This window comes from Pseudomonas sp. ASL8 (genome assembly GCF_056680355.1).
Genome location: NZ_CM155278.1, coordinates 4,076,916 through 4,097,326 on the forward strand (window position 1 = coordinate 4,076,916; position 20,411 = coordinate 4,097,326).

The window sequence follows — 20,411 nt, forward strand, 5'->3', positions numbered from 1 at the left end:
CGTGGACCGTACGCATTCTTTCGAACACAAGGCCGAACCCTTCTACCAACCGCTGAACAATGAAGAGGCACTGTTCGAGCAAGCCTGGCGACATGGCATGCCGGTCCTGATCAAAGGCCCCACGGGCTGCGGCAAGACCCGGTTTGTCCAGCACATGGCCCATCGGTTGAAACTGCCGCTGTACACCGTAGCGTGCCACGACGACCTGAGCGCTGCCGACCTGATCGGCCGTCATCTGATTGGTGCCCAGGGCACCTGGTGGCAGGATGGGCCGCTGACCCGCGCGGTGCGTGAAGGCGGCATCTGTTACCTCGACGAAGTGGTCGAGGCGCGCCAGGACACGGTGGTGGTCCTGCATCCGCTGGCCGATGATCGTCGAGAGCTGTTCCTGGAGCGCACCGGGGAGGTTCTGCAGGCGCCGCCGTCCTTCATGCTGGTGGTGTCTTATAACCCCGGTTACCAGAACCTGCTCAAAGGCATGAAACCCAGCACGCGACAGCGCTTCGTGGCGATGCGCTTTGGCTATCCGCCGGTGGCCGATGAAGAGCGCATTGTTGCTAGAGAAGCCCAGGTGGACGTCGCGCTGGCGGCGCAGGTGGTCAGGTTGGGACAGGCCCTGCGGCGGCTGGATCAACATGATCTGGAAGAAGTCGCGTCCACGCGGTTACTGATTTTTACGGCGCGAATGATCCATTCCGGCATGAGCCCGCGTGAGGCGTGCATGGCCTGCCTGGCCGAGCCGCTGAGCGATGATCCGCTGACCGTTGCCGCGCTGATGGACGTGGTTGATGTCTACTTCGCCTGAAACCGCTACCGCGTCTCAGGGACATTTACCGGGTGATCTGGCGATGTGGTTTTTCATCCTCGCCGAGCTCTCGGTGTTCGCGATCCTGATACTCACGTTCGCGGTGACCCAGGCACTGAAACCCGAGATGTTTAGCGAAAGCCGCCAGTTGCTCAGCAGCCCCACCGGATTGGCAATGACCTTGAGCTTGCTCACCGCCGGGCTGTTCGCCGCGCTGGCTCAGGAACAGGTCAGGCAGTCGCGGGCCCGCTGCGGCGCGGTCTTTCTGCTGGCGGCGTTGTTGGCTGCCAGTGTCTACGTGGTGTTGAAGCTCACTGAATACCGGCATCTGCTTGCATCAGGGCTGGGCCTGGAACACAACACGTTTTTCACCCTGTACTGGATCCTCACCGGGTTTCATTTCCTTCATGTATTACTCGGCATGCTGATTCTCGGATGGCTCTCCGAGCGTTGCCGCCGTGGCCTGTACGACGCCAACAACCGTAGCGGGTTTGAATCCGGCGTGCTGTATTGGCACATGGTCGATCTGATCTGGGTCGTACTGTTTCCGCTGGTCTACGTTCTGAACTGACGAGGTTCTCATGGCCGCTTCCAGGGTTCTGGTCGTCTGCTGGGCAGCGCTGGCTGCCTTAAGCGTGTGCACCGTGGTGCTGGGGCATGCTGGAGCCTCAACGCAGCTGTCCATTGCCATCTTGATGGTTGCCGTCGGCAAGGCTTGGCTGATCGCCGACGGCTTCATGGAAATGCGCCATGCGCCGCGACTGTGGCGCAGGTTGATGTTGAGCTGGGCAGTGGTTCTGGCGACTGGGGTCGGGCTGACCCTGGTGTCGTAGCCGCTGAACGCAGGCAACGCCAAGCGGACCGAACACGGCATTGGGGCTGATTCTATGGCCTGGAGATTTATACCTGACTAAAACCATCGGATTTTCTTGATCGTGATCAAGCAGGTTTCAGCCCTTCGCTTCCTATCATGGACAGGCCAAGCAAAGAGGAAGCGGCTATGTCAGAGACCTTCACTAAAGGCATGGCCAGGAATATCTACTTCGGGGGAAGCATTTTCTTCTTCCTGATATTCCTGGCCTTGACCTATCACACCGAACAGACCTTTCCAGTCCGCAGCAATGAAGCGCAGTTAACCGAGTCAGTGGTGCGCGGCAAGTTGGTTTGGGAGCAAAACAACTGCATCGGCTGCCACACGCTACTGGGCGAGGGCGCTTACTTCGCGCCTGAACTGGGTAACGTGTTCCAGCGGCGCGGCGGGGAGGAGGGTTTCAAACCCTTTCTGCATGCCTGGATGAAGCTACAGCCGCTAGGCGTGCCAGGTCGGCGAGCAATGCCTCAGTTCAACCTGAGCAATCAGGAGGTGGACGACATCGCGGAGTTCCTCAAGTGGAGCTCGAAAATCAACACCAATGGCTGGCCGCCAAACAAGGAGGGCTGAGAGATGAGTATTCCTAATCCACATCTGAAATTCGCCTCGCAAGCCGTTGCCAAACCGTACTTCGTGTTTGCCCTGATCCTGTTTCTCGGTCAGGTGGTGTTCGGTTTGATCATGGGTCTGCAATACGTGGTGGGGGACTTTCTGTTCCCGGTCATCCCCTTCAACGTGGCGCGGATGGTGCACACTAACCTGCTGATTGTCTGGCTGCTGTTCGGCTTCATGGGCGCTGCCTACTACCTGATCCCGGAAGAAGCCGACCGCGAACTGCACAGTCCGAAACTGGCGATCATTCTGTTTTGGGTATTCGCCGCCGCTGGCGTACTGACGATTATGGGCTATCTGCTGGTGCCCTATGCGGGCCTGGCCAGGCTGACTCACAACGAGCTGCTGCCAACCATGGGCCGGGAGTTTCTGGAGCAGCCGACCATCACCAAAATGGGGATTGTGGTGGTGTGTCTGGGCTTTCTCTACAACATCGGTATGACCCTGCTAAAAGGTCGCAAGACCACCATCAGCATGGTCATGATGACCGGGCTGATCGGGCTCGCGGTGTTCTTCCTGTTCTCCTTCTACAACCCCGGCAACCTGGCCCGTGACAAGTTTTACTGGTGGTGGGTGGTGCATCTTTGGGTGGAAGGCGTGTGGGAGCTGATCATGGGCTCGATGCTGGCCTTCGTGTTGATCAAGATCACCGGTGTGGACCGGGAAGTGGTCGAGAAATGGCTCTACGTGATTATCGCCATGGCGCTGATTACCGGGATCATCGGCACCGGTCACCACTTCTTCTGGATCGGTGCACCCGAGGTCTGGTTGTGGGTCGGCTCAATCTTCTCGGCACTGGAGCCGCTACCGTTCCTGGCCATGGTGATATTCGCCTTCAGCATGGTGAAAAAGCGTCGTCGGCAACACCCGAACCGCGCCGCCACGTTGTGGGCCAAGGGCACCACGGTGACAGCCTTCTTCGGTGCGGGCGTCTGGGGGTTTCTGCATACCCTGGCACCGGTCAACTTCTACACCCATGGTTCGCAGTTGACGGCGGCTCACGCTCACCTGGCCTTCTACGGTGCTTACGCAATGATCGTGATGACCTTGATCAGCTACGCCATGCCACGTTTGCGCGGGCTCGGTGAAGCAGCGGACGAGCGCTCGCAGACCCTCGAGATCTGGGGCTTCTGGTTGATGACCCTGTCGATGGTGATGATCACGCTGTTGCTCACCGCTGCCGGTGCCGTCCAGATCTACCTGCAACGCTGGCCGGTTGATGGGGTCGCGTTGCCATTCATGGCCACGGTCGAACATTTGACCGTGCTGTTCTGGGCCCGTCTGGCCAGTGGTTTGGGGTTCTTTGCCGGACTGCTTTGCTATCTGTTCAGCTTCAAGCAGCGTAGCCGCGCAGCCTTGCGCGCCCCAGCCGCTGTTGTCCCTTCATGAGCCGGTGAAACGGCTGGAAAAGTCGGCCCGGCTGATACAGCGGGCCGTTTTTGGTTTTCAGACAGGGCAATAAACCATGGCCTTTACCGTCGAACTGGAAGAGTGGGTAGGCAGTGTCTGGCATCGCTTTATCACGCGACGTGCCAGCCCGGATTTCCCGGAAGCGCGGGTCGAACTGGCCGGCCAGCAACGACCGCTGGCGCTGTTGTTTCGCGCCATGGGCGGCGCCAGTGGCATTGGTGTGGAAGCCGCCAGTGACCGCGATCTTTTGCTGCGGCGCAACGTATTGCAGCAGATCGCCGGTACCTGCAAACAAGTGCCATTGGCCTGGTGCGACGAGAATAATCTTCGTTTGCCGTCGAGCCTCGCGGTCTTCCCGGAGGTCGCATTGAATGAGGAACTGTATCGGTGGCTGGCGCTGCTGGCGGCACAGGCCGGTCAGATGCGCCACTGGGGGCGGGACAATCAACGCTGGACGCAAATGCTGCTGCAGCGCTACCCCGCATTGCGTTCTCGCTATAAACGCCTGGTCGATGCGCATCTGCAATTGCGCCCGGATCCGGCATCGTTGAGCGCTGGCGAAGCGGCACTGGAACGGGCGCTATGCCAGGCGTTGCGCGAGCCGGGCAGTGTCGAGCATTTTCCCCGTAGCGAACGGGCGGCCTGGCCACTGCCGTTGTGGCTATACCCACCGCAGAACCTGGCAAGCCCGCAGGCTGCGGACCTGAGCGAAGAGTCGGAAGAGTATTTGGCTACGCCTCCCGGCGAGCAGAAAGGTGGACGCAAGCGCGCCAAGCGGATTGATGAGAGCACTAGCAAAGGCGGGCTGTTGGTGGTGCGTCTGGAGAACCTGTTCAGCTGGACCGAACACGTGGATCTGGATCGTTGGTCGGACGACAGCGAAGACCCGAACGCCGCCCGGGTCGCCGATGACCTGGACGAATTGACCCTGTCGCATACGCGTCTGCGCAAGGGCGGCGGCCTGAAGCTGCACCTGGATTTGCCGCCGGCCGATGTCGACGATATCCCGCTGGGCGAGGGCATCAAGTTGCCTGAGTGGGACTATCGCAAGCAGCAGATGCAGGACGGTTTCGTCAATCTGCAAATGATGCTGCCGCGCGATTGCCTGGCGCAGCCGTTACCGTCACGGCTAAAGGCATCGGCGCACCGTCTACGGCGCCAGTTCGAACACCTGCGCAATGACCGCCAATGGTTACGCCAGCAGCCCCAGGGGTCTGAGCTGGACATGCAGGCCTGGCTGGATTTTCACGTGGAGCGCCAGCAGGGTCTGTGCGCCGAGCGGGGTCTGTACAGGGAGCAACGCCAGACGCGTCGCGACCTGGCGTGCCTGTTGCTGGCGGATGTATCGATGTCCACCGACGCCCACCTGAACGATGAGCATCGAGTGATCGACGTAATCAGGGACAGCCTGCTGCTGTTCGGCGAAACACTGTCGGTGCTGGGTGACGATTTCGCCCTGTACGGGTTTTCCTCGCTGCGTCGCCAGCAAGTGCGCATGCAGGAACTCAAATCGTTTACCCAGCGTTATGACGACAACACCCGAGGCCGCATTCAAGGGCTCAAACCGGGGTATTACACGCGCATGGGCGCCGCCATTCGCCAGGCCACGAAGATACTGGGTGGCTGCAAACGGCGACGCAAACTGCTGTTGCTGCTGACGGACGGCAAGCCCAACGACCTGGATCTCTATGAGGGACGCTACGGTGTTGAAGACACCCGCGAGGCGGTGCTGGAGGCGCGGCGTCAGGGATTGACGCCATTCTGTATCACCATTGACCGCGAGGCCGGTGATTACCTGCCTTATATGTTCGGTGCCAATGGCTACACCTTGATTCGTCAGCCCGAGCAATTGCCCCTGCGCTTGCCGCAGTTATATCGCCAACTGACTCAGCCTTAACCAGTGTGGCTGCCGCATCAGTGGATGCTGCGCGGTAGCCAGAAAAACATCGTCACGCAAAAGATCGTCAGACCGATGCAGAACCACAAGAATCGGCGTTGCCGACGTTCTCCTTCGTGTTCGGCCAGCGCTGGCAGAGGCATGCCGCATTGTTGGCATTCGGATTCCTGTGAGGGGTTGGCGTGTTGGCAATACAAACAGGTGGGCATGATACTCACTCGAATTGTTCCAGGCGCAGACGATCAAGAATCTCGATCTGGCGACCGTCTTGGGTGATGATTTTTTCATCGATCAAGCGCCGGATGATTCGCGAAAACGTCTCCGGCTGGATGGAGAGATGCCCGGCAATCAACTGCTTGGCCATTGGCAGTTCGAATTGGCTGTCAATGGTTTGCAGGCGCATCAGTTGTGTCAGCAGATACCGCACGACCCGGTGGGTCGCATTTCTCAGCGACAGGGTTTCGATCTCGTTGACCCGCTGGTGCAGGCGTACGCAGAGCTTGCCGAGCAGGGCGAAGGTCAGTCGGCTATTGCTCTGCAGCAGGTGCATGTAGGTGCTGTTGGATATTCGGTAGAGCTGAGTGGGACAGATCGCTTCGGCAGAAGCCACATAGTTGGGTGTGTCCATCAGCATCATCGCCTCGGCGAAGGTTTGTCGATCGCCAATGACCTCAAACACCTTCTCTTGCCCATCGGGCGTCAGGCGATAGATTTTCACGGCTCCGGCAATCACGAAATAGAACGCGTCAGCCCGCTCGCCCTGATGAAACAGCGGTTCGCCTTTGTCGATGCTCAGCAAGTGGCTGGTACTCATCAATTCATCCAGCTGTTCTTCATTCAACGGCTCGAATAAATGATGACTGCGCAGAATTTGGTGATGGACGCGATGAAGCACCATAAAAATTCATCCTGAAGGTTGAGGAGAGGGACGGCTATCAAGTCAAACGAGGCCTAGAGACACACCGCTGGCCAAGGCCACGATTGAGGTCAAAACCACAAACCATGCCACTGGCTGAATGACTTTTTTCATGACGACTCCGGGTAATCGAGGGGGAAAGTTTCGTTGAAAGTGCTTATGCATGAGCAAGACGCGGGCCATGCCCGGAGGCCCTTGTTTACTGCGGGTATCAAAGGGTAAGGTTAAAAATACCCTGCGCCTTATGGTTTAAAAAACCATTAAGTGGTCAATTTTACCCTGCATAAATCACCCATCATGGCTAGAGTGCTTGCCCCGCTCGCCACAGGCGGGGTGCTGGGTCCTGATTGGCATTAGGGCACGCCCTTTGCAAACCCGTATTCGACTACAGACGGTCAATCTGACCTCTGACAGTTTGCACGCTTGATGTGTGACAAGTGCCGCTCATCGCTAATACCCGATGATAGGACTGGGATTTACCCGCCGGTAACAAGGTAGAGGAGTGGCTTTATGCAAGTACTTGACCGCCGTACAGCGATGGCGATTGTGCCGCTGTTACGCCTGGCCTTCAGGCCATTTTTCCTGGCGGGCTGTCTTTTGGCGTTGCTGGCCATACCGCTCTGGCTGGCGGCCTTGAACGGCGCGATATCCAGTTGGCAGCCAGCAGGCGGTTGGCTGGCCTGGCATCGGCATGAGCTGCTGTTCGGCTTTGCGCTGGCAATTATCGCCGGTTTTCTGCTGACCGCCGTGCAGACCTGGACCGGTCGTCCTGGCATCAGCGGCAGACCGCTGGCGGCTCTGGCGCTGCTGTGGTTGTTCGCACGACTGGCCTGGTTGGCGAATGTGCCGTGGCCACTGCTCGCAGTTCTGGAGTTGGCGTTCCCCCTGGCGGTGGCGGCGCTCATGGGCTTCACCCTCTGGAAAGTGCGGCAGAAGCGTAACTACCCGATTGTCTTTGTATTGCTGCTGTTGACCGCGGCTGACGGGTTGTCCGTGTTCGGCCTGGTTGACGGCCATGAAGGCTGGCAGCGTCAAGGCGTTCTGACGGGCATCTGGCTGGTGGCGGCGATGATGGGTTTGATCGGTGGACGGATCATTCCGTTTTTCACCCAGCGAGGCCTCGGCCGGGTCAATGCTGTTGCCGCCTGGCCCTGGCTTGATCGCTTGCTGTTGGTGGGCTCACCGTTGGTGGCGCTGTTGTATGCAGCCGGACCTGCGCTTAACCCCAATGTCTGGGTCGGCCTGCTGTTTGCTGTGTTGGCGGCGGGGCATTTGCTGCGTCTGGTTCGCTGGCATGATCGGGCGCTCTGGCGCGTGCCGCTGCTCTGGTCACTGCACCTGGCTTATGGCTGGTTGGCGGTGGCCTGTGTGGGCATGGCGCTGTGGCATTTCGGTGTGCCGGTGAACCCGAGCCTGGCGGTGCATTGCCTGACGATAGGTGCCATGGGCGGCTTGATTCTGGCGATGATCGCGCGGGTCACTCTGGGGCATACCGGTCGTGCGCTGGAGCCGCCGTCAGGCATGACCCTGGCGTTTATTTTGCTGAACCTGGCATGTCTGAGCCGGGTGGCGCTGGTGCTGTTGTTTCCGTTGGGGGCGTTATGGCTGGCGGGGCTGTGCTGGGCGTTGGCGTTTGCGCTCTACGCCTGGCGCTATGGGCCAATGCTGCTGCGGACCCGGGTTGATGGCCATCCAGGATGAGCAGACGAACTGACGGAGGCTACCGCTGATGTATCCCTTTTTGCTGGTCACTCACTTGCTGGCGGCCATCGCCTTTATCGGCACGCTGTTTTTCGAGGTGTTCATCTGGCATTCCGCCCGCCAACAGTTGGCGAGCGGCGGGCAACTGACGGCGGATCAAGCGATTGCGGTGCGCTCGCGCAAAGTGCTGCATGGGGTGGTGTTGCTGTTGTATGGCGCCGGCATCGGGCTGGCGTGGCAGCACCGTGGTGTATTGAATCAGCCGCTGGCCAGCAGTTTTGGCACGCTATTGAGCCTGAAGATCGTTCTGGCCTTGAGCATCATCGGGCATTACTTGCTGCTGGCGTATTGGCTGAAAAGCGCACGGATGACGTCGGTCCGCGCCAACTGGATTCGCCGCAGCATTCTGGGACACATGCTGTTGATCGTGATCCTGGCCAAGGCCATGTTCTATTGGCACGGTTGATCATCTCATCATCGTAGCTTCATCCGGCCCAGACAAAACCCGCGTCAACCGGTTGGCTGGCGCGGGTTTTGTAGTGCCGGTAAGTGATCAATGGCGAGGGTTCAGGGCCTTGACGAACAGCACGTTGTTTTCCAGATGGATGTGCTGCATCAGGTCGTCTCGAAATTCCAGCAGCCCGCGATAAAGGGCGCGCCAAGTGTTGCAGGCATCGGCAGGTGGCGTGATGTTGTCGGTCAGGGCGAGCATTTTTTCCAGGGCTTCACCGTGCTGATCATGTTCAAAGCGCAGCACCTGGATCGGCGGTGCGGCCCGGGGACCCATTCCCTGTTGCAGCATCGGGAAGAGCACTTGTTCTTCCTTGAGCATGTGGCCCTCGAGTTCTTGCTGCATGTCCCGCAGGTGGTCGGCCAGGCCATTGGGGCAGTTGCTGCGTGCGCCATGGACCTGCTCGACACGGCGGGCCAGGCGGATCAGTTCCGGCAGTTGCTCGCGGTGGCGGGCGTGGTAGCGCGCCAGGATATGGGCGATCAACAGTTCCTCGGGTTCGTTGCGCCAGTCGTGCTGGGTTTCACCGGCGTCTTGCAAGGCGTAGAGCGCGTCGGCAATCAGCAGGGGATCGAGGCCTTTACCAAGGGCTGCTTCACGCAGGCTTTTTTGCCCGCCGCAACAGAAGTCCAGATTGAAGGCGTGAAAAGTCCGGGTGGCGCCGGGAATGTCGCAGGCCAGTTGGCCGAGACTTTGGTCCAGAAGGGTCAGGCTCATCGGGTTTCCTTTTAGGTTTCACAGGTTCCCCAATCCTTTTGCATCCGGCATGCCATAGTTAACGTATTGAAAATACTCGATTAATTTTTTGTTGTGGTGATAAGTACCCTGACGGCCTAGGGTGAACACAACCATAAAGGGTGATTATTACCATGCTCCGTGAAAGCCTGGCTGCTGACTTGATCGTCGAGCTGCCGAATGCCGTGCGTTTGCAACGGCTTGTCCACACCCTGCGCGAGTACTTCCACAGTGGCGCCGTGGGGTTGCTGCGTCTGGATGATGACAGCCTGAGGCCAGTCGCGACGGTAGGACTGGTTCACGAAGCGCTGGGGCGCCGGTTTGTCATCGCCCAGCATCCTCGACTGGCGGCGATCATGGCCTCACGCGAGCCCACCTGGTTCGAGCCCGACAGCCGCCTGCCGGACCCCTATGACGGCTTGCTCGACGGCCATGTCGGCGAACCGTTGCCAGTGCATGACTGCATGGGCGTGAGTCTGTATGTGGAAGGGCGGATATGGGGCGCGATCACACTCGATGCGCTGCATGCCGGGACCTTCGACAGCCACGCGCGGGAGGAGCTCAAGCGTTGTACGTTGCAGATCGAGGCCGCTGTGCGGGTAACCCGGCTCGAGCAGGAAAACCGCAGCTTGCGCTTGTCCCGCAGCGATACTCAGGACGTGCGGATGCCCGCTGAGGAAGGCGAAATCCTCGGTCAGAGCGACGTGTTGCGCCAGTTGCTCAATGAGCTGGAGGTGTTGGCCGATTCCGAACTACCGGTATTGCTGCTGGGTGAAACCGGGGTCGGTAAAGAGCTGTTCGCCCGGCGTTTGCACCGCCTTTCACGCCGGCGTCACAAGCCTCTGGTGCATGTCAATTGCGCCGCCTTGCCGGAATCGCTGGCGGAGAGCGAGTTGTTCGGGCATGTCAAAGGAGCGTTTTCCGGGGCGACCAGCGATCGTGCCGGGCGTTTTGATGCGGCCAACGGCGGCACGCTGTTTCTCGACGAGGTCGGTGAATTGCCATTGAGCGTGCAAGCCAAATTGCTGCGCACGTTGCAAAACGGCGAGATCCAAAGGCTGGGCGCCGACAAGCCGCTGCATGTCGATGTACGGATCATCGCCGCGACTAACCGACATTTGCCGGACAGCATTCGCGACGGCTTGTTTCGTGCCGATCTGTATCACCGTCTCTCGGTGTACCCAGTGCCTATTCCGGCCCTGCGCGAACGCGGTAGCGATGTGTTGATGCTGGCCGGGCATTTCCTTGAACTCAATCGGGCGCGACTTGGCCTGCGCGGTTTGCGTCTGTCGCCGGCGGCCGAGCGAGCGCTACTGGGCTATGCCTGGCCAGGCAATGTGCGTGAACTGGAACATGTGATCAGTCGAGCCGCGTTGAAGCAGTTAAGTCGCGGCACCAGTCGCAACCTGATCATGACGCTGGAGCACGAGATACTGGATCTCGACAGCGCGATGGGGTCGCAGGGGGCGGTTGCCGAGCTGCCGCTGAACGTTGCGCCTGACGTGCCATTCCAGCCCTTGGGCGAGGCTGTGGACGATTACCAGCGGCAAAAAATTCTCCACGCCCTGAGTCTTTCCGGTGAGAACTGGGCCAGCGCCGCACGGCTGTTGGAAGTCGATCCCAGCAACCTGCACAAACTGGCCCGGCGTTTGCGGCTCAAGTGAGGGAGGGCTGTCGAGTGTCGTTGCTCAGTGTTGATGGTGGTCAAGGTTGTGTCGCGGAGTGAATCGCACACTGCGCATAACCTTCTGGAGATCACCACCATGCCCCTTTCCCTGGCTGAAATGCGCCGTAGTTACACCCTTGATGGCTTGCAAGACGATCTGACGATGGACGACCCTCTGGTCATGTTCCGGCAGTGGATGCAGCAAGCTCGCGAGACCGAGAGTGCCCCCGTCGAGGCCAATAGCATGGCCTTGGCGACGGTTGACAGCGCGGGGCGACCACACTGCCGGATTCTGCTGCTCAAAGGCTTCAGCGATGAAGGTTTCACTTTTTTCGGCCATTACCAGAGTGACAAGGGGTTGCAGCTGGCGAGCAATCCCTATGCCGCCATAACCTTTTTCTGGCCCGGTCTGGAACGTCAGGTTCGGATTGAAGGTCAGGTGTCCAGGCTCGCCTCGCAGCTCTCGGATGCTTACTTCGACTCCCGCCCCCTGGCCAGCCGTTTGGGTGCCTGGGCTTCGCCGCAAAGCCGTCCAGTGGCGAGTCGCGCAGCGCTGGAATCCTTATTGGCAGAAACCGAACAGCACTTCGTCGGCCAGACGTTGCCGCGACCCGAGCATTGGGGTGGTTACTGCCTGCATCCTGAACGGCTGGAGTTCTGGCAGGGGCGTGCTGATCGCCTGCATGATCGTCTCGACTACCGCTTGCAGAATGGCGTGTGGCAACGAAGTCGTTTGGCGCCTTGAGCCCAAAAGATCGTCCGGGTGCCTGGCTGGCCGGCACTGACCCGTTGCCCTGTCGAGGTACCTCCTTGGAGGAATAGGCTCGATCAGGATTCCGGTTCAGGCTGGGCCATACCCTCATCTACGGGAAGGCTTGGATATGGCCCATCTGGCGCAACGCACGTTTCAACCGCTGAACATCGCCGTACTGACCATCAGCGATACGCGAACCTTTGAGACCGACACCTCGGGACAGACGCTGACGGATTTGTTGCAAACGGCCGGGCATGTGTTGATCGACCGTGATCTGGTCAAGGACGACATTTATCAGATCCGCGCAAAACTCTCCCACTGGATCGCCGACCCCAAGGTGCAAGTGGTGCTGATGACCGGCGGCACCGGATTCACCCCTCGCGACAACACGCCGCAAGCGGTCCTGCCCTTGCTGGATAAACATGTGGAAGGCTTCGGTGAACTGTTTCGTCAGGTGTCTCTGGCGGAAATCGGCATGTCCAGTCTGCAGTCACGGGCGTTAGCCGGGATGAGCAATGGGGTGCTGGTGTGCTGCGTACCGGGTTCACCGGGCGCGTGCCGAACTGCCTGGGACAAGATCCTGCTCGAGCAACTGGACAGTCGCACCGGCCCGTGTAATTTCGCTCCGCATTTGAAGCCGCAGGGGCAGCAGGTGATTGACGCCTGCGAGGCACGCTCATGACCGGCCCGGTGTGCGACAGCGGCAACTTGATGCCCGTGGACGAGGCCATCAGCCGACTGCTGAGCCAGGTACGACCGCCGCCACCGATACAAAAGATCCCCCTGGATCAAGCCTTGGGGCGGGTGCTGGCAAGTGACATCCATTCCCCGGTAAACCTGCCGGCCTGGGACAACAGTGCCATGGACGGTTATGCCCTCAGGGCGTCTGACCTGCCATTGGCGGGCGGTTATCTGTCGGTGGTTGGACGGATTGCCGCAGGGGACAGCGACAGCTCGCCATTGTTGCCGCAACAGGCGGTGAGGATTTTTACCGGAGCGCCATTGCCACCGGGAGCCGATACCGTGGTGCCACAAGAACGTTGCCGGGTCGAGGGCGCGCAAGTCTGGTGCCCGCCGGTAAGCGTTGGCGAGCATGTGCGCAAGGAGGGCGAGGAAGTACGCCAAGGGCATCTATTGCTCAAGGCGGGTAAGCGTTTGCGCGCACAAGAGCTGGGGCTTCTGGCGGGTGCCGGAATCGCGCAGGTCGAGGTCTACCGACCGTTGCAGGTGTGCCTGCTCAGCAGCGGCGATGAGTTGCGAGAGCCGGGCGAGCCGTTGGCGCCGGGGCAGATATACAACAGCAATCGTTACTGCCTCGCCGCGTTGTTGCGCGGTTGGGGCGTGGAAGTGCATGACTATGGGGTCATGGCCGATGAGTTGGCGACCAGCCGGCATGCCTTGAGCCTGGCTTCGTCGGAATGCGACTTGCTACTGACCTCTGGTGGCGTATCGGTAGGCGAGGAAGACCATCTCAAACAGGCCATCGAAGCGCTGGGCAGCGTCGATTTTTGGCGACTGGCAATCCAGCCGGGCAAACCGCTGGCGTTTGGCGAAGTCGCTGGAAAACCCTGGATAGGCATGCCGGGCAATCCATCGGCGGCGCTGATTACCGCGCTGGTGGTCGTGCGTCCGTTTCTGCTCAGGGCACAGGGGGTCACTGAGGTGATGCCTGTGCCATTGGCCGTGCCGGCCGGGTTCGATTGGTTGCAGCGCAACAAACGTCGGCAGTACCTGCGGGCAAGGCTGAGCCCAGGCGCCGATGGGCAATTGAGTGTGGAACTGCACCCTCAGCAAAGCTCTGCCATGTTGAGCGCCGCCTGCTGGGCCGACGGCCTTGCCGTGATCGAGTGCGGGCAGCAGGTCCTCAAACACGACAACGTCATGTTCTTGTCCTTCGCCGACCTGATGCATTGATGGCAATTGATCACCGTCAAGGCCCTGTCTGCCGGTCTCGCTAGACTGGCAGCGCATTTTCGACTGCTCGGAGTCTGCGGACGGCAGGTATTCGCCGAGGGTCGAGACGAGTTCCTTCATGAGGATTACCCATGCAACTGGTCTGCCCGGCAGGGAACCTGCCTGCGCTTAAAGCGGCTGTGCGCCAAGGCGCCGATGCCGTCTACGTCGGTTTTCGTGATGACACCAATGCCCGGCATTTCGCCGGGTTGAATATGGATGACAAGCAGTTCGACGCCGCAGTCGCGTTCATTCGCCAACATCAACGCAAACTCTATGTCGCGGTTAACACGTACCCTCAGCCCAAGGGCTGGGAGCGCTGGCAGCGGGCGGTGGATCGCGCTGCCGACTTCGGCGTGGATGCGCTGATCGCCGCCGACCCTGGCGTGCTCAACTATGCCAGTCAGCGTCACCCGCAACTGGCGCTGCACTTGTCTGTCCAGGGTTCAGCAACCCATGCCGCGGCGCTGACGTTCTATGCGCAACGCTACGGTATTCGCCGCGCCGTGCTGCCTCGGGTGCTGTCGTTGACGCAAGTGCGCCAGGTCGCCGCCAGCAGCCCGGTGCCCATTGAAGTCTTCGGCTTCGGCAGCTTGTGCATCATGGCTGAAGGGCGTTGCCACCTTTCCTCCTACGTCACGGGCGAATCGCCGAACCTGTGTGGCGTCTGTTCGCCGGCCAAGGCAGTACGCTGGAGCGAAGACGCCCAAGGCCTGAGCGCACGCCTCAGTGAAGTCCTGATCGATCGCTACACCCCTGACGAGCCCGCTGGCTATCCGACCTTGTGCAAAGGCCGCTTTCTGGTGGGTGGCAAGCGCTTTCATGCGCTGGAGGAGCCCACCAGTCTCGATACCCTGGATCTGCTGCCGGAACTGGCGGCCATCGGGGTCGAAGCGGTAAAAATCGAGGGTCGCCAACGCAGCCCGGCCTATGTGGAACAAGTCACCCGCGTCTGGCGTGCCGCGCTGGATGCCCATCGCGGCTCGCCGGGCAGCTTTCGGGTCAAGGATGAATGGCGTCAGGTGCTGGCCGGTTTGTCCGAAGGCAGCCAGACCACATTGGGTGCTTATCATCGATCATGGCAATGAGGGACTGGACATGAAGTTCAGCTTGGGACCGGTCCTGTTTTATTGGGACAAAGAGCAACTCAGTAACTTTTACGCCGAGATGTCGGCCTTGCCTCTGGATGTGATTTATCTGGGGGAAACCGTGTGTTCGAAACGCCGGGCATTTTCATTGGATCAATGGCTGGGCCTGGGGCGCGAGTTGCACGAGTGCAGCCAGGCGCAGATGGTGCTTTCCAGCCTGACGCTGATCGAAGCAGCGTCCGAACTCTCCAGCCTGCGCCGCCTGTGCGACAACGGCCAATTGCTGGTGGAAGCCAACGACATGGGCGCGGTGCAGTTTCTGGCCGAGCGCAAGCTGCCCTTTGTCGGTGGCCCGGCGCTCAATCTGTACAACGGCCATGCACTGACGCAACTGCTGGACTGCGGAATGACCCGCTGGGTGCCACCGGTGGAGTGTTCGGCGGCGCTGATTGGCGATGTGATCGAGCAGGTGCGTGAGTTGGGACGCGAGGTACCGGAAATCGAAATTTTTGCTTATGGGCATTTGCCTCTGGCCTATTCCGCGCGCTGTTTTACCGCCAGGGCGGAAAACCGGCCCAAGGACGACTGCCAGTTTTGCTGCATCAACTACCCCGACGGCCTGGCCTTGAGCAGTCAGGAAGGCCAGCGGTTGTTCACGATCAATGGCATTCAAACAATGTCGGCCGATGTGACCAATCTGCTGGCTGATTATTCCGGACTGGTGGCCTGCGGTGCTGATCTGTTGCGCCTGAGCCCGCGTGCCCAGGGGATGGCGGAAGTGATTGCCGCCTATCAACGGGTTCGTCTGGGCGAGACGCCGCCGCTGTTCGTTGAGGGCTGCAATGGTTATTGGCATGGCCAGGCTGGCATGTTGCGCGTCGAGGAGGCAGGCCTGTGTTGAACCGGAAAAAATGGTTGTTGAAAGGTGCTGATCGGTTGTTGCCGCTGGCGCACCGAGTGCCTTTTGCCGTACAGCGGCTGGTGTTGCAGCAAGCGCTCAATCGCTGCCTCGCCGAGCCTCTGCGCGACGGCAGTTTTGAGCTGTTACGGGGTCGTTGGCTGTGCCTGCGGATTCCAGATCTGAGCTTGTCCTGGTACCTGACCCTGGGTCGTGAGGGATTGCAGATCGCCGAGCGGGCAAAGGCGCACGTGACCATCAGCGGCAACTGGCGAGAGTTTTTACTCCTGGCCAGTCGCCAGGAGGACCCTGACACCCTGTTTTTTCGCAGGCGTCTGGTGATTGAGGGGGATACCGAATTGGGGTTGGCGTTGAAGAACCTGATCGATAGCCTGGACCCTGATGTATTGCCTGTTTGGTTGTGGCGCAATCTGGAGCGGGCAGGGAAGGGGTTGGCGGCGGGGTGAGAATCTGCGTTGCTGTGATTGCCTGCGATGAAGCCGGCCTGGTTCTTGCGGCTATCGTAGGAGCCGAGCTTGCTCGCGATGGCGGCCTGGCAGCCGGCCTGTCTTTCGCGGATATACACTCTCCCACAGTGGATTTTCATTGCATCAAGACCCTGTCAGATCCTCAATCCATCGTCTCGGCGGCTACGATCATCCGGTTTTTCTCCTCAAGATCACCCCCGCCAATCAACCGTTTTACCTCCTCGAATAACTCATCACTCTGCTCCTCGGTGCAGTCCTCGCCATAGCGTTTGCGCAGGCCGTGCTGGCTGAGGATCAGGTGCACATCGGCGTGCAGTCCGTGCTGGTTCAGACAGGCTTCGACGCATTGCAGCGGGCAGCCGTCCAGCGCGAGGATCGGCCGTCCCGAGCGCGCTTTGTTGACCAGCGGCGCGACATGCCCGCCGACACCGACGATGCAGGACATTTCGGCCAGGCCTGCGCGATCCAGGCGCAAGGCCAGGGTGTTGGCCAGTTGCGCGACATTCGAACAACCGGAGCAGGAGTAGACCAAAGGCAGGGTTGAATCGGGCATGAGGGTTCTCCAGTGATGCACTCTGCCAGTGTGCAAGGCTGGCGGCATTGTGCCTTGACCATGGTCAAATCCGGGGGCGGCTACTGTTGGTAAGCGGCCAGATCCTCTTCGGCGAGGATGCGGATATTGCGGCGCTCCATGGCGATCAGGCCGCCCTCGACCAAGCGATGCAAAATGCGCGAGAAGGTTTCCGGCTGGATGCCCAGTTTCGAGGCCACCAGACGCTTGGACACCTGCAAGACGATCTGGCCATTGACCGGGTCCCGTTCCTGGAACAGGAAGTTGATGACCCGTCGGCTGGCATTGGCGAGGGTCAGGGTGTCAATGTCCTTGAGGCGCTGGTGCAGGTGAATGCTCATGCTTGCCAGGATCGCCAGACAGATCTTCGGCTGATCTTCCAGGGCGTTGCGGTAATGGCTGCCCTCAATGCTGACCAGCACGCAGTCCTTCAGTGCCGTGGCACTCACCGGGTAGAGTCTGGCCTGGCTGAACAGCAGGGCTTCGGCGAAGGTTTGCCCGGCGTGAATGACCTCCACCAGGTTTTCCTGACCTTCACCCGTAACCCTGTGCAGCTTGATCTGACCGCTGACCAGCAAGAAGAAACGCTTGGCCGGATCGCCTTGATGCATGAGTGTGGCGTGACAGCCCAAGTGTTTGAGATTGGCCAGATTGCAGACATCCTGGAAGACCTTTTCCGGCAATTGGCTGAACAGGTGGTGACGGCGCAACGTTAAAACGATTGAAGGGTGGGTCAGCATGGCGTACCTCCGCTGACGGTCATGGTAGAGCTCGCGGACCCTGTGGCCTATGCCTCCGCAGGTCTACCTCCAAAGAGGGATGTCCGTCAGCTGGTGCTGCGCAGATGCTCCATGGCCCACACGGCCGCCTCTACCCGCGAGCGCAAGCCGAGCTTGTGCAGCAGGTTTTTGACGTGAACCTTGACCGTACCTTCGGTGATGCCCAGCTTGTGCCCGATGACCTTGTTGCTAAAACCACTGGCAATGGTTTTCAGTACCTGGCGTTCGCGTTCGGTCAGTTCCACCACGGCCTCGCGTGGCGGTGAACGCAATGCCTGGGCCATGGCCCGAGTCAGGCCGGGACTGATGACCAGTGCACCGTTCAATGCATCACGAATGTATTGAATCAACAGTTCGGGTTCCATGTCCTTGAGCAGGTAGCCATCGGCATCCAGGCGCAGCGCGTCACGAATATCGTCTTCGGCGTCCGACACCGTAAACAGCAGCACCTTTCCCGTGTAGTGCGTGGCCCGTAACCGCCGCAGGGTTTCAATGCCATTCATCTGCGGCATGTTGTTATCGAGCAATATCAGATCGGGTTGCAACGGCTCGATGAGCGCGAGTGCTTCTTCACCGTTTCCGGCTTCACCGACGATCTCGAAATCATCTTCGAGTTCGAGCATTTGGCGGATGCCATGACGCATCATCGGATGATCGTCCACCAGCAGGATTCTGTGTCGCAGGGGCGGATTCATGAAACGCTACCTTCTGTTTGTTGCCCGAGAAACTCCGGTTGGAATTCCAGTTGGACGAGGGTGCCTTGCGGCACCCGGGAACATATCTGCAGGTGGCCGCGCAAGCTGCGGGCGCGTTCCTCCATGATGGTCAGGCCGTGGTGTTCACGCTTGTCGATATTGCCGCTGAAGCCCCGACCGTCGTCTTCGACCGAGAGCCTGACGGTTTCGCCGTCCTGACGCAGTTGCAGCCAGGCGTTTTGCGCATGGGCGTGGCGCGAGCAGTTGGACAGCGCTTCGCGAGTGATTTGCAGAATGTGGATCTGCTCACTGGCCGACAGTTGAAAGGCCAGCGTATCGACGTGCAGTTGCACCAGGAAATCCCCACGGCGGGAGAATTCCTGGGCGGTGTCCTTGAGCTCTTGCACCAGCCCTTCGTCGTGAATCTGCAAGCGAAAGGTGGTCAACAGTTCGCGTAGCTGGCGGTAGGCATTGTTCAGCCCCTCGCGCAGTTCGGCGGTGACGGTTTCCAGGGTTTCGACCGGTTCGCCACGGCGCATCAGGGTTTGCATGCGGCTGACTTGCAGCTTCATGTACGACAGCGCCTGGGCCAGTGAGTCGTGCAGCTCGCGGGCAATGATAGTGCGTTCTTCGAGCAGCAGCAGGCGATGATCCTGTTCGCGCTGGCGTTTGAGCGAGAGCGAGGTACCGATCAGGTTGGCCAGCGCCTGGATCAGTTGGGATTCCCAGTTCTGTGCCCGATGCCCATCGTCAAAATGCGCCTTGAGCTCACCCAGTTCATTGCCCTGGTTGCTGATGCTGAAGGTTTGCGGACTGGATTTAGTGTGTTTCTGGCAGGTGGCGCATTCGCTGCTGGCACAGACTTCCCGGTGGTTTTCGCCATGCAGGGCGAGCATGTGCGAGGCGGGTGCCTGCACCGCGCCGCGCAAGCACAGCGATAGACGCAACCCAGGCAAGCGTTGCTGGAAGCGCCGGATCAGCTCATCCAGCCCTTCGGCATTGGCCAGGCGTGTAGCCAGGCTGCGGCTGCTTTGGTACAGCAGTTCCAGGGCGGCATTGGCTTGTTGCAGGTTCAGGGTTTTCTGTTGGACCTGACTTTCTAGGGTGCGGTGGGACTCTTCGATGGTTTCGGCCATGGCGTTGAAGCTCATGGCCAACTGGCCCAGCTCATCTTGCGACTGATGGTTGACCCTCACTTTGAAGTCTGCGTCGCGAAAGCGCTTGGTGGCGTCCACCAGTTCTTGCAAGGGCTTTACGACGCCGTACTGCAACTCATATAGACCGATCAGCAGGATGAAGATGGTGGTGAACAGGGCCATGCCCTGGATTGCCTGCTGCCAGCCTTGTTTGTGTTCGCTTTGTTGCTGCAACAGGCTGACGAACTGGTTCAGTTGCTCGACGAAAGGCAAGGCATTGGCCTGGAAAAATTCCGAGTCGCCACGCTCCAGCGCCGGACGTAAATCGGTGCTCCAGCGTTGCTGGATTTGTTGGTAGCTGGCCTGCAGGGCGGTTGCCGGACCATCGTCCAGCACAGCCTTGAGCGATTGACTGTCCAGGCGTTGTTGCAGGCTGTCGGTGATGGTTGAGATTTCTTCACCGGTTGCGCCAGAGGCCAGTTTCCAGCTCAGGTGGTAGGTCTCCATGCGCACGGAACCGGCGGTGTTGATGGCCGCTGCATCGCCCTGACTGAACCAAGCGATCAGCCCGGCGCTCAGGGAGCTGGCGAGCGCCAGGATGGCAATCAGGATCACCGCTAGCGCAGCGCGAGCGGGCAGGGAGCTGCGCAACCAGCGCAGCATCAGCGCTGACCCAGAAACAAGATGAGGAAACCTGGCATGTAGAACTCCAAATGGTGGCTGCGGATGGTTTTGCAGCCGATCCCGGTCGCACTACCTCTAAAGAGTTGTCGGCCTCTCCCGGTAGGTCAAAGCGTCGACATAAAAAGTTAACAGGTTGATAAATATAGGGTTTTATTGGATTTTTGGTCTACCTCCTTGGAGGTAGACCGCATCAGCATAGGCTTATAGCGCCATGGGCTTCGTTGATGTGGGTCAATTTTCT

Annotated in this window: 22 protein-coding genes; 15 read left to right on the forward strand and 7 right to left on the reverse strand. The window is 59.8% G+C overall.

Annotated features, from left to right (window positions below; genetic code table 11):
* The first annotated feature begins 1 nt into the window (after nt 1).
* From AC1MEA_RS18690 to AC1MEA_RS18715, 6 genes are all read left to right on the forward strand, one after another.
* A complete protein-coding gene (locus tag AC1MEA_RS18690; protein ID WP_480417044.1) occupies nt 2-805 on the forward strand; it encodes an AAA family ATPase in 804 nt (267 codons plus the stop codon).
* Nucleotides 789-1,376: a cytochrome c oxidase subunit 3 family protein gene (locus AC1MEA_RS18695; protein ID WP_480417045.1), complete on the forward strand. Its 588-nt coding sequence runs from the start codon at nt 789-791 to the stop codon at nt 1,374-1,376. The genes AC1MEA_RS18690 and AC1MEA_RS18695 overlap by 17 nt, the downstream gene beginning before the upstream one ends.
* A gap of 10 nt (nt 1,377-1,386) precedes the next feature.
* The gene (locus AC1MEA_RS18700; RefSeq protein ID WP_449634138.1) at nt 1,387-1,638 is read left to right on the forward strand and encodes a cytochrome C oxidase subunit IV family protein; all 252 of its coding nucleotides are present in this window, start codon (nt 1,387-1,389) and stop codon (nt 1,636-1,638) included.
* A 167-nt stretch (nt 1,639-1,805) separates the two neighbouring features.
* Nucleotides 1,806-2,246, forward strand: coding sequence for a c-type cytochrome (locus AC1MEA_RS18705; RefSeq protein ID WP_219060035.1), 441 nt, complete (start codon nt 1,806-1,808; stop codon nt 2,244-2,246).
* 3 nt (nt 2,247-2,249) lie between these two features.
* A complete protein-coding gene (locus AC1MEA_RS18710) occupies nt 2,250-3,677 on the forward strand; it encodes a cbb3-type cytochrome c oxidase subunit I (RefSeq protein ID WP_219060034.1) in 1,428 nt (475 codons plus the stop codon).
* A 76-nt stretch (nt 3,678-3,753) separates the two neighbouring features.
* Entirely contained in the window at nt 3,754-5,595 is a 1,842-nt protein-coding gene (locus AC1MEA_RS18715; RefSeq protein WP_480417046.1) for a nitric oxide reductase activation protein NorD, read from the forward strand.
* 17 nt (nt 5,596-5,612) lie between these two features.
* On the opposite strand, the gene AC1MEA_RS18720 is transcribed toward AC1MEA_RS18715, so the two are convergent.
* The gene (locus tag AC1MEA_RS18720; protein ID WP_257604246.1) at nt 5,613-5,804 is read right to left on the reverse strand and encodes a protein DnrP; all 192 of its coding nucleotides are present in this window, start codon (nt 5,802-5,804) and stop codon (nt 5,613-5,615) included.
* Between the two features lie 5 nt (nt 5,805-5,809).
* On the reverse strand, nt 5,810-6,493 hold the full coding sequence (locus AC1MEA_RS18725; RefSeq protein WP_480417047.1) for a Crp/Fnr family transcriptional regulator: 684 nt from the start codon (nt 6,491-6,493) through the stop codon (nt 5,810-5,812).
* Between the two features lie 528 nt (nt 6,494-7,021).
* On the opposite strand from AC1MEA_RS18725, the gene AC1MEA_RS18730 reads away from it, so the two are divergent.
* The gene (locus AC1MEA_RS18730) at nt 7,022-8,212 is read left to right on the forward strand and encodes an NnrS family protein (protein WP_480417048.1); all 1,191 of its coding nucleotides are present in this window, start codon (nt 7,022-7,024) and stop codon (nt 8,210-8,212) included.
* Between the two features lie 28 nt (nt 8,213-8,240).
* Nucleotides 8,241-8,678 carry a CopD family copper resistance protein gene (locus AC1MEA_RS18735; RefSeq protein WP_219060030.1) on the forward strand — a complete coding sequence of 146 codons (438 nt, stop codon included), beginning with the start codon at nt 8,241-8,243 and terminating at the stop codon, nt 8,676-8,678.
* An 87-nt stretch (nt 8,679-8,765) separates the two neighbouring features.
* On the opposite strand, the gene ytfE is transcribed toward AC1MEA_RS18735, so the two are convergent.
* The gene (ytfE, locus tag AC1MEA_RS18740; RefSeq protein ID WP_219060029.1) at nt 8,766-9,440 is read right to left on the reverse strand and encodes an iron-sulfur cluster repair protein YtfE; all 675 of its coding nucleotides are present in this window, start codon (nt 9,438-9,440) and stop codon (nt 8,766-8,768) included.
* 152 nt (nt 9,441-9,592) lie between these two features.
* Here ytfE and norR point away from each other — a divergent pair, with 152 nt between their 5' ends.
* From norR to ubiT, 7 genes are all read left to right on the forward strand, one after another.
* Nucleotides 9,593-11,122, forward strand: a complete 1,530-nt coding sequence (gene norR / locus AC1MEA_RS18745) for a nitric oxide reductase transcriptional regulator NorR (protein WP_480417049.1) — start codon at nt 9,593-9,595, stop codon at nt 11,120-11,122.
* A gap of 99 nt (nt 11,123-11,221) precedes the next feature.
* Nucleotides 11,222-11,869, forward strand: coding sequence for a pyridoxamine 5'-phosphate oxidase (gene pdxH, locus AC1MEA_RS18750; RefSeq protein ID WP_480417050.1), 648 nt, complete (start codon nt 11,222-11,224; stop codon nt 11,867-11,869).
* 136 nt (nt 11,870-12,005) lie between these two features.
* Nucleotides 12,006-12,560, forward strand: a complete 555-nt coding sequence (moaB, locus tag AC1MEA_RS18755) for a molybdenum cofactor biosynthesis protein B (protein WP_219060026.1) — start codon at nt 12,006-12,008, stop codon at nt 12,558-12,560.
* Nucleotides 12,557-13,792 (forward strand): molybdopterin molybdotransferase MoeA, encoded by a 1,236-nt coding sequence (locus tag AC1MEA_RS18760; protein ID WP_480417051.1) that lies wholly within the window; start codon nt 12,557-12,559, stop codon nt 13,790-13,792. Before moaB ends, AC1MEA_RS18760 begins: the two co-directional genes overlap by 4 nt.
* 131 nt (nt 13,793-13,923) lie before the next feature.
* Nucleotides 13,924-14,919, forward strand: coding sequence for a ubiquinone anaerobic biosynthesis protein UbiU (ubiU, locus tag AC1MEA_RS18765; RefSeq protein WP_219060025.1), 996 nt, complete (start codon nt 13,924-13,926; stop codon nt 14,917-14,919).
* A 10-nt stretch (nt 14,920-14,929) separates the two neighbouring features.
* Nucleotides 14,930-15,820 (forward strand): U32 family peptidase, encoded by an 891-nt coding sequence (locus AC1MEA_RS18770; RefSeq protein WP_480417052.1) that lies wholly within the window; start codon nt 14,930-14,932, stop codon nt 15,818-15,820.
* A complete protein-coding gene (gene ubiT, locus AC1MEA_RS18775; RefSeq protein ID WP_219060023.1) occupies nt 15,814-16,284 on the forward strand; it encodes a ubiquinone anaerobic biosynthesis accessory factor UbiT in 471 nt (156 codons plus the stop codon). Before AC1MEA_RS18770 ends, ubiT begins: the two co-directional genes overlap by 7 nt.
* A gap of 163 nt (nt 16,285-16,447) precedes the next feature.
* Here ubiT and AC1MEA_RS18780 read toward each other — a convergent pair whose 3' ends face one another.
* The 4 genes from AC1MEA_RS18780 to AC1MEA_RS18795 form a co-directional block, all read right to left on the reverse strand.
* Nucleotides 16,448-16,858, reverse strand: coding sequence for a putative zinc-binding protein (locus AC1MEA_RS18780; protein ID WP_219060022.1), 411 nt, complete (start codon nt 16,856-16,858; stop codon nt 16,448-16,450).
* 80 nt (nt 16,859-16,938) lie between these two features.
* Entirely contained in the window at nt 16,939-17,616 is a 678-nt protein-coding gene (locus AC1MEA_RS18785) for a Crp/Fnr family transcriptional regulator (RefSeq protein ID WP_219060021.1), read from the reverse strand.
* An 86-nt stretch (nt 17,617-17,702) separates the two neighbouring features.
* Nucleotides 17,703-18,350: a two-component system response regulator NarL gene (gene narL, locus AC1MEA_RS18790; protein ID WP_480417053.1), complete on the reverse strand. Its 648-nt coding sequence runs from the start codon at nt 18,348-18,350 to the stop codon at nt 17,703-17,705.
* Entirely contained in the window at nt 18,347-20,149 is a 1,803-nt protein-coding gene (locus AC1MEA_RS18795) for a HAMP domain-containing protein (RefSeq protein WP_480417054.1), read from the reverse strand. Before AC1MEA_RS18795 ends, narL begins: the two co-directional genes overlap by 4 nt.
* Between the last annotated feature and the right edge of the window lie 262 nt (nt 20,150-20,411).

Coding starts and splice junctions, on each gene's coding strand:
- AC1MEA_RS18695 (WP_480417045.1), top strand. CDS start 789: ATGTCTACTTCGCCTGAAACCGCTACCGCGTCTCAGGGACATTTACCG.
- AC1MEA_RS18700 (WP_449634138.1), top strand. CDS start 1,387: ATGGCCGCTTCCAGGGTTCTGGTCGTCTGCTGGGCAGCGCTGGCTGCC.
- AC1MEA_RS18705 (WP_219060035.1), top strand. CDS start 1,806: ATGTCAGAGACCTTCACTAAAGGCATGGCCAGGAATATCTACTTCGGG.
- AC1MEA_RS18710 (WP_219060034.1), top strand. CDS start 2,250: ATGAGTATTCCTAATCCACATCTGAAATTCGCCTCGCAAGCCGTTGCC.
- AC1MEA_RS18715 (WP_480417046.1), top strand. CDS start 3,754: ATGGCCTTTACCGTCGAACTGGAAGAGTGGGTAGGCAGTGTCTGGCAT.
- AC1MEA_RS18720 (WP_257604246.1), bottom strand. CDS start 5,804: ATGCCCACCTGTTTGTATTGCCAACACGCCAACCCCTCACAGGAATCC.
- AC1MEA_RS18725 (WP_480417047.1), bottom strand. CDS start 6,493: ATGGTGCTTCATCGCGTCCATCACCAAATTCTGCGCAGTCATCATTTA.
- AC1MEA_RS18730 (WP_480417048.1), top strand. CDS start 7,022: ATGCAAGTACTTGACCGCCGTACAGCGATGGCGATTGTGCCGCTGTTA.
- AC1MEA_RS18735 (WP_219060030.1), top strand. CDS start 8,241: ATGTATCCCTTTTTGCTGGTCACTCACTTGCTGGCGGCCATCGCCTTT.
- ytfE (WP_219060029.1), bottom strand. CDS start 9,440: ATGAGCCTGACCCTTCTGGACCAAAGTCTCGGCCAACTGGCCTGCGAC.
- norR (WP_480417049.1), top strand. CDS start 9,593: ATGCTCCGTGAAAGCCTGGCTGCTGACTTGATCGTCGAGCTGCCGAAT.
- pdxH (WP_480417050.1), top strand. CDS start 11,222: ATGCCCCTTTCCCTGGCTGAAATGCGCCGTAGTTACACCCTTGATGGC.
- moaB (WP_219060026.1), top strand. CDS start 12,006: ATGGCCCATCTGGCGCAACGCACGTTTCAACCGCTGAACATCGCCGTA.
- AC1MEA_RS18760 (WP_480417051.1), top strand. CDS start 12,557: ATGACCGGCCCGGTGTGCGACAGCGGCAACTTGATGCCCGTGGACGAG.
- ubiU (WP_219060025.1), top strand. CDS start 13,924: ATGCAACTGGTCTGCCCGGCAGGGAACCTGCCTGCGCTTAAAGCGGCT.
- AC1MEA_RS18770 (WP_480417052.1), top strand. CDS start 14,930: ATGAAGTTCAGCTTGGGACCGGTCCTGTTTTATTGGGACAAAGAGCAA.
- AC1MEA_RS18780 (WP_219060022.1), bottom strand. CDS start 16,858: ATGCCCGATTCAACCCTGCCTTTGGTCTACTCCTGCTCCGGTTGTTCG.
- AC1MEA_RS18785 (WP_219060021.1), bottom strand. CDS start 17,616: ATGCTGACCCACCCTTCAATCGTTTTAACGTTGCGCCGTCACCACCTG.
- narL (WP_480417053.1), bottom strand. CDS start 18,350: ATGAATCCGCCCCTGCGACACAGAATCCTGCTGGTGGACGATCATCCG.
- AC1MEA_RS18795 (WP_480417054.1), bottom strand. CDS start 20,149: ATGCTGCGCTGGTTGCGCAGCTCCCTGCCCGCTCGCGCTGCGCTAGCG.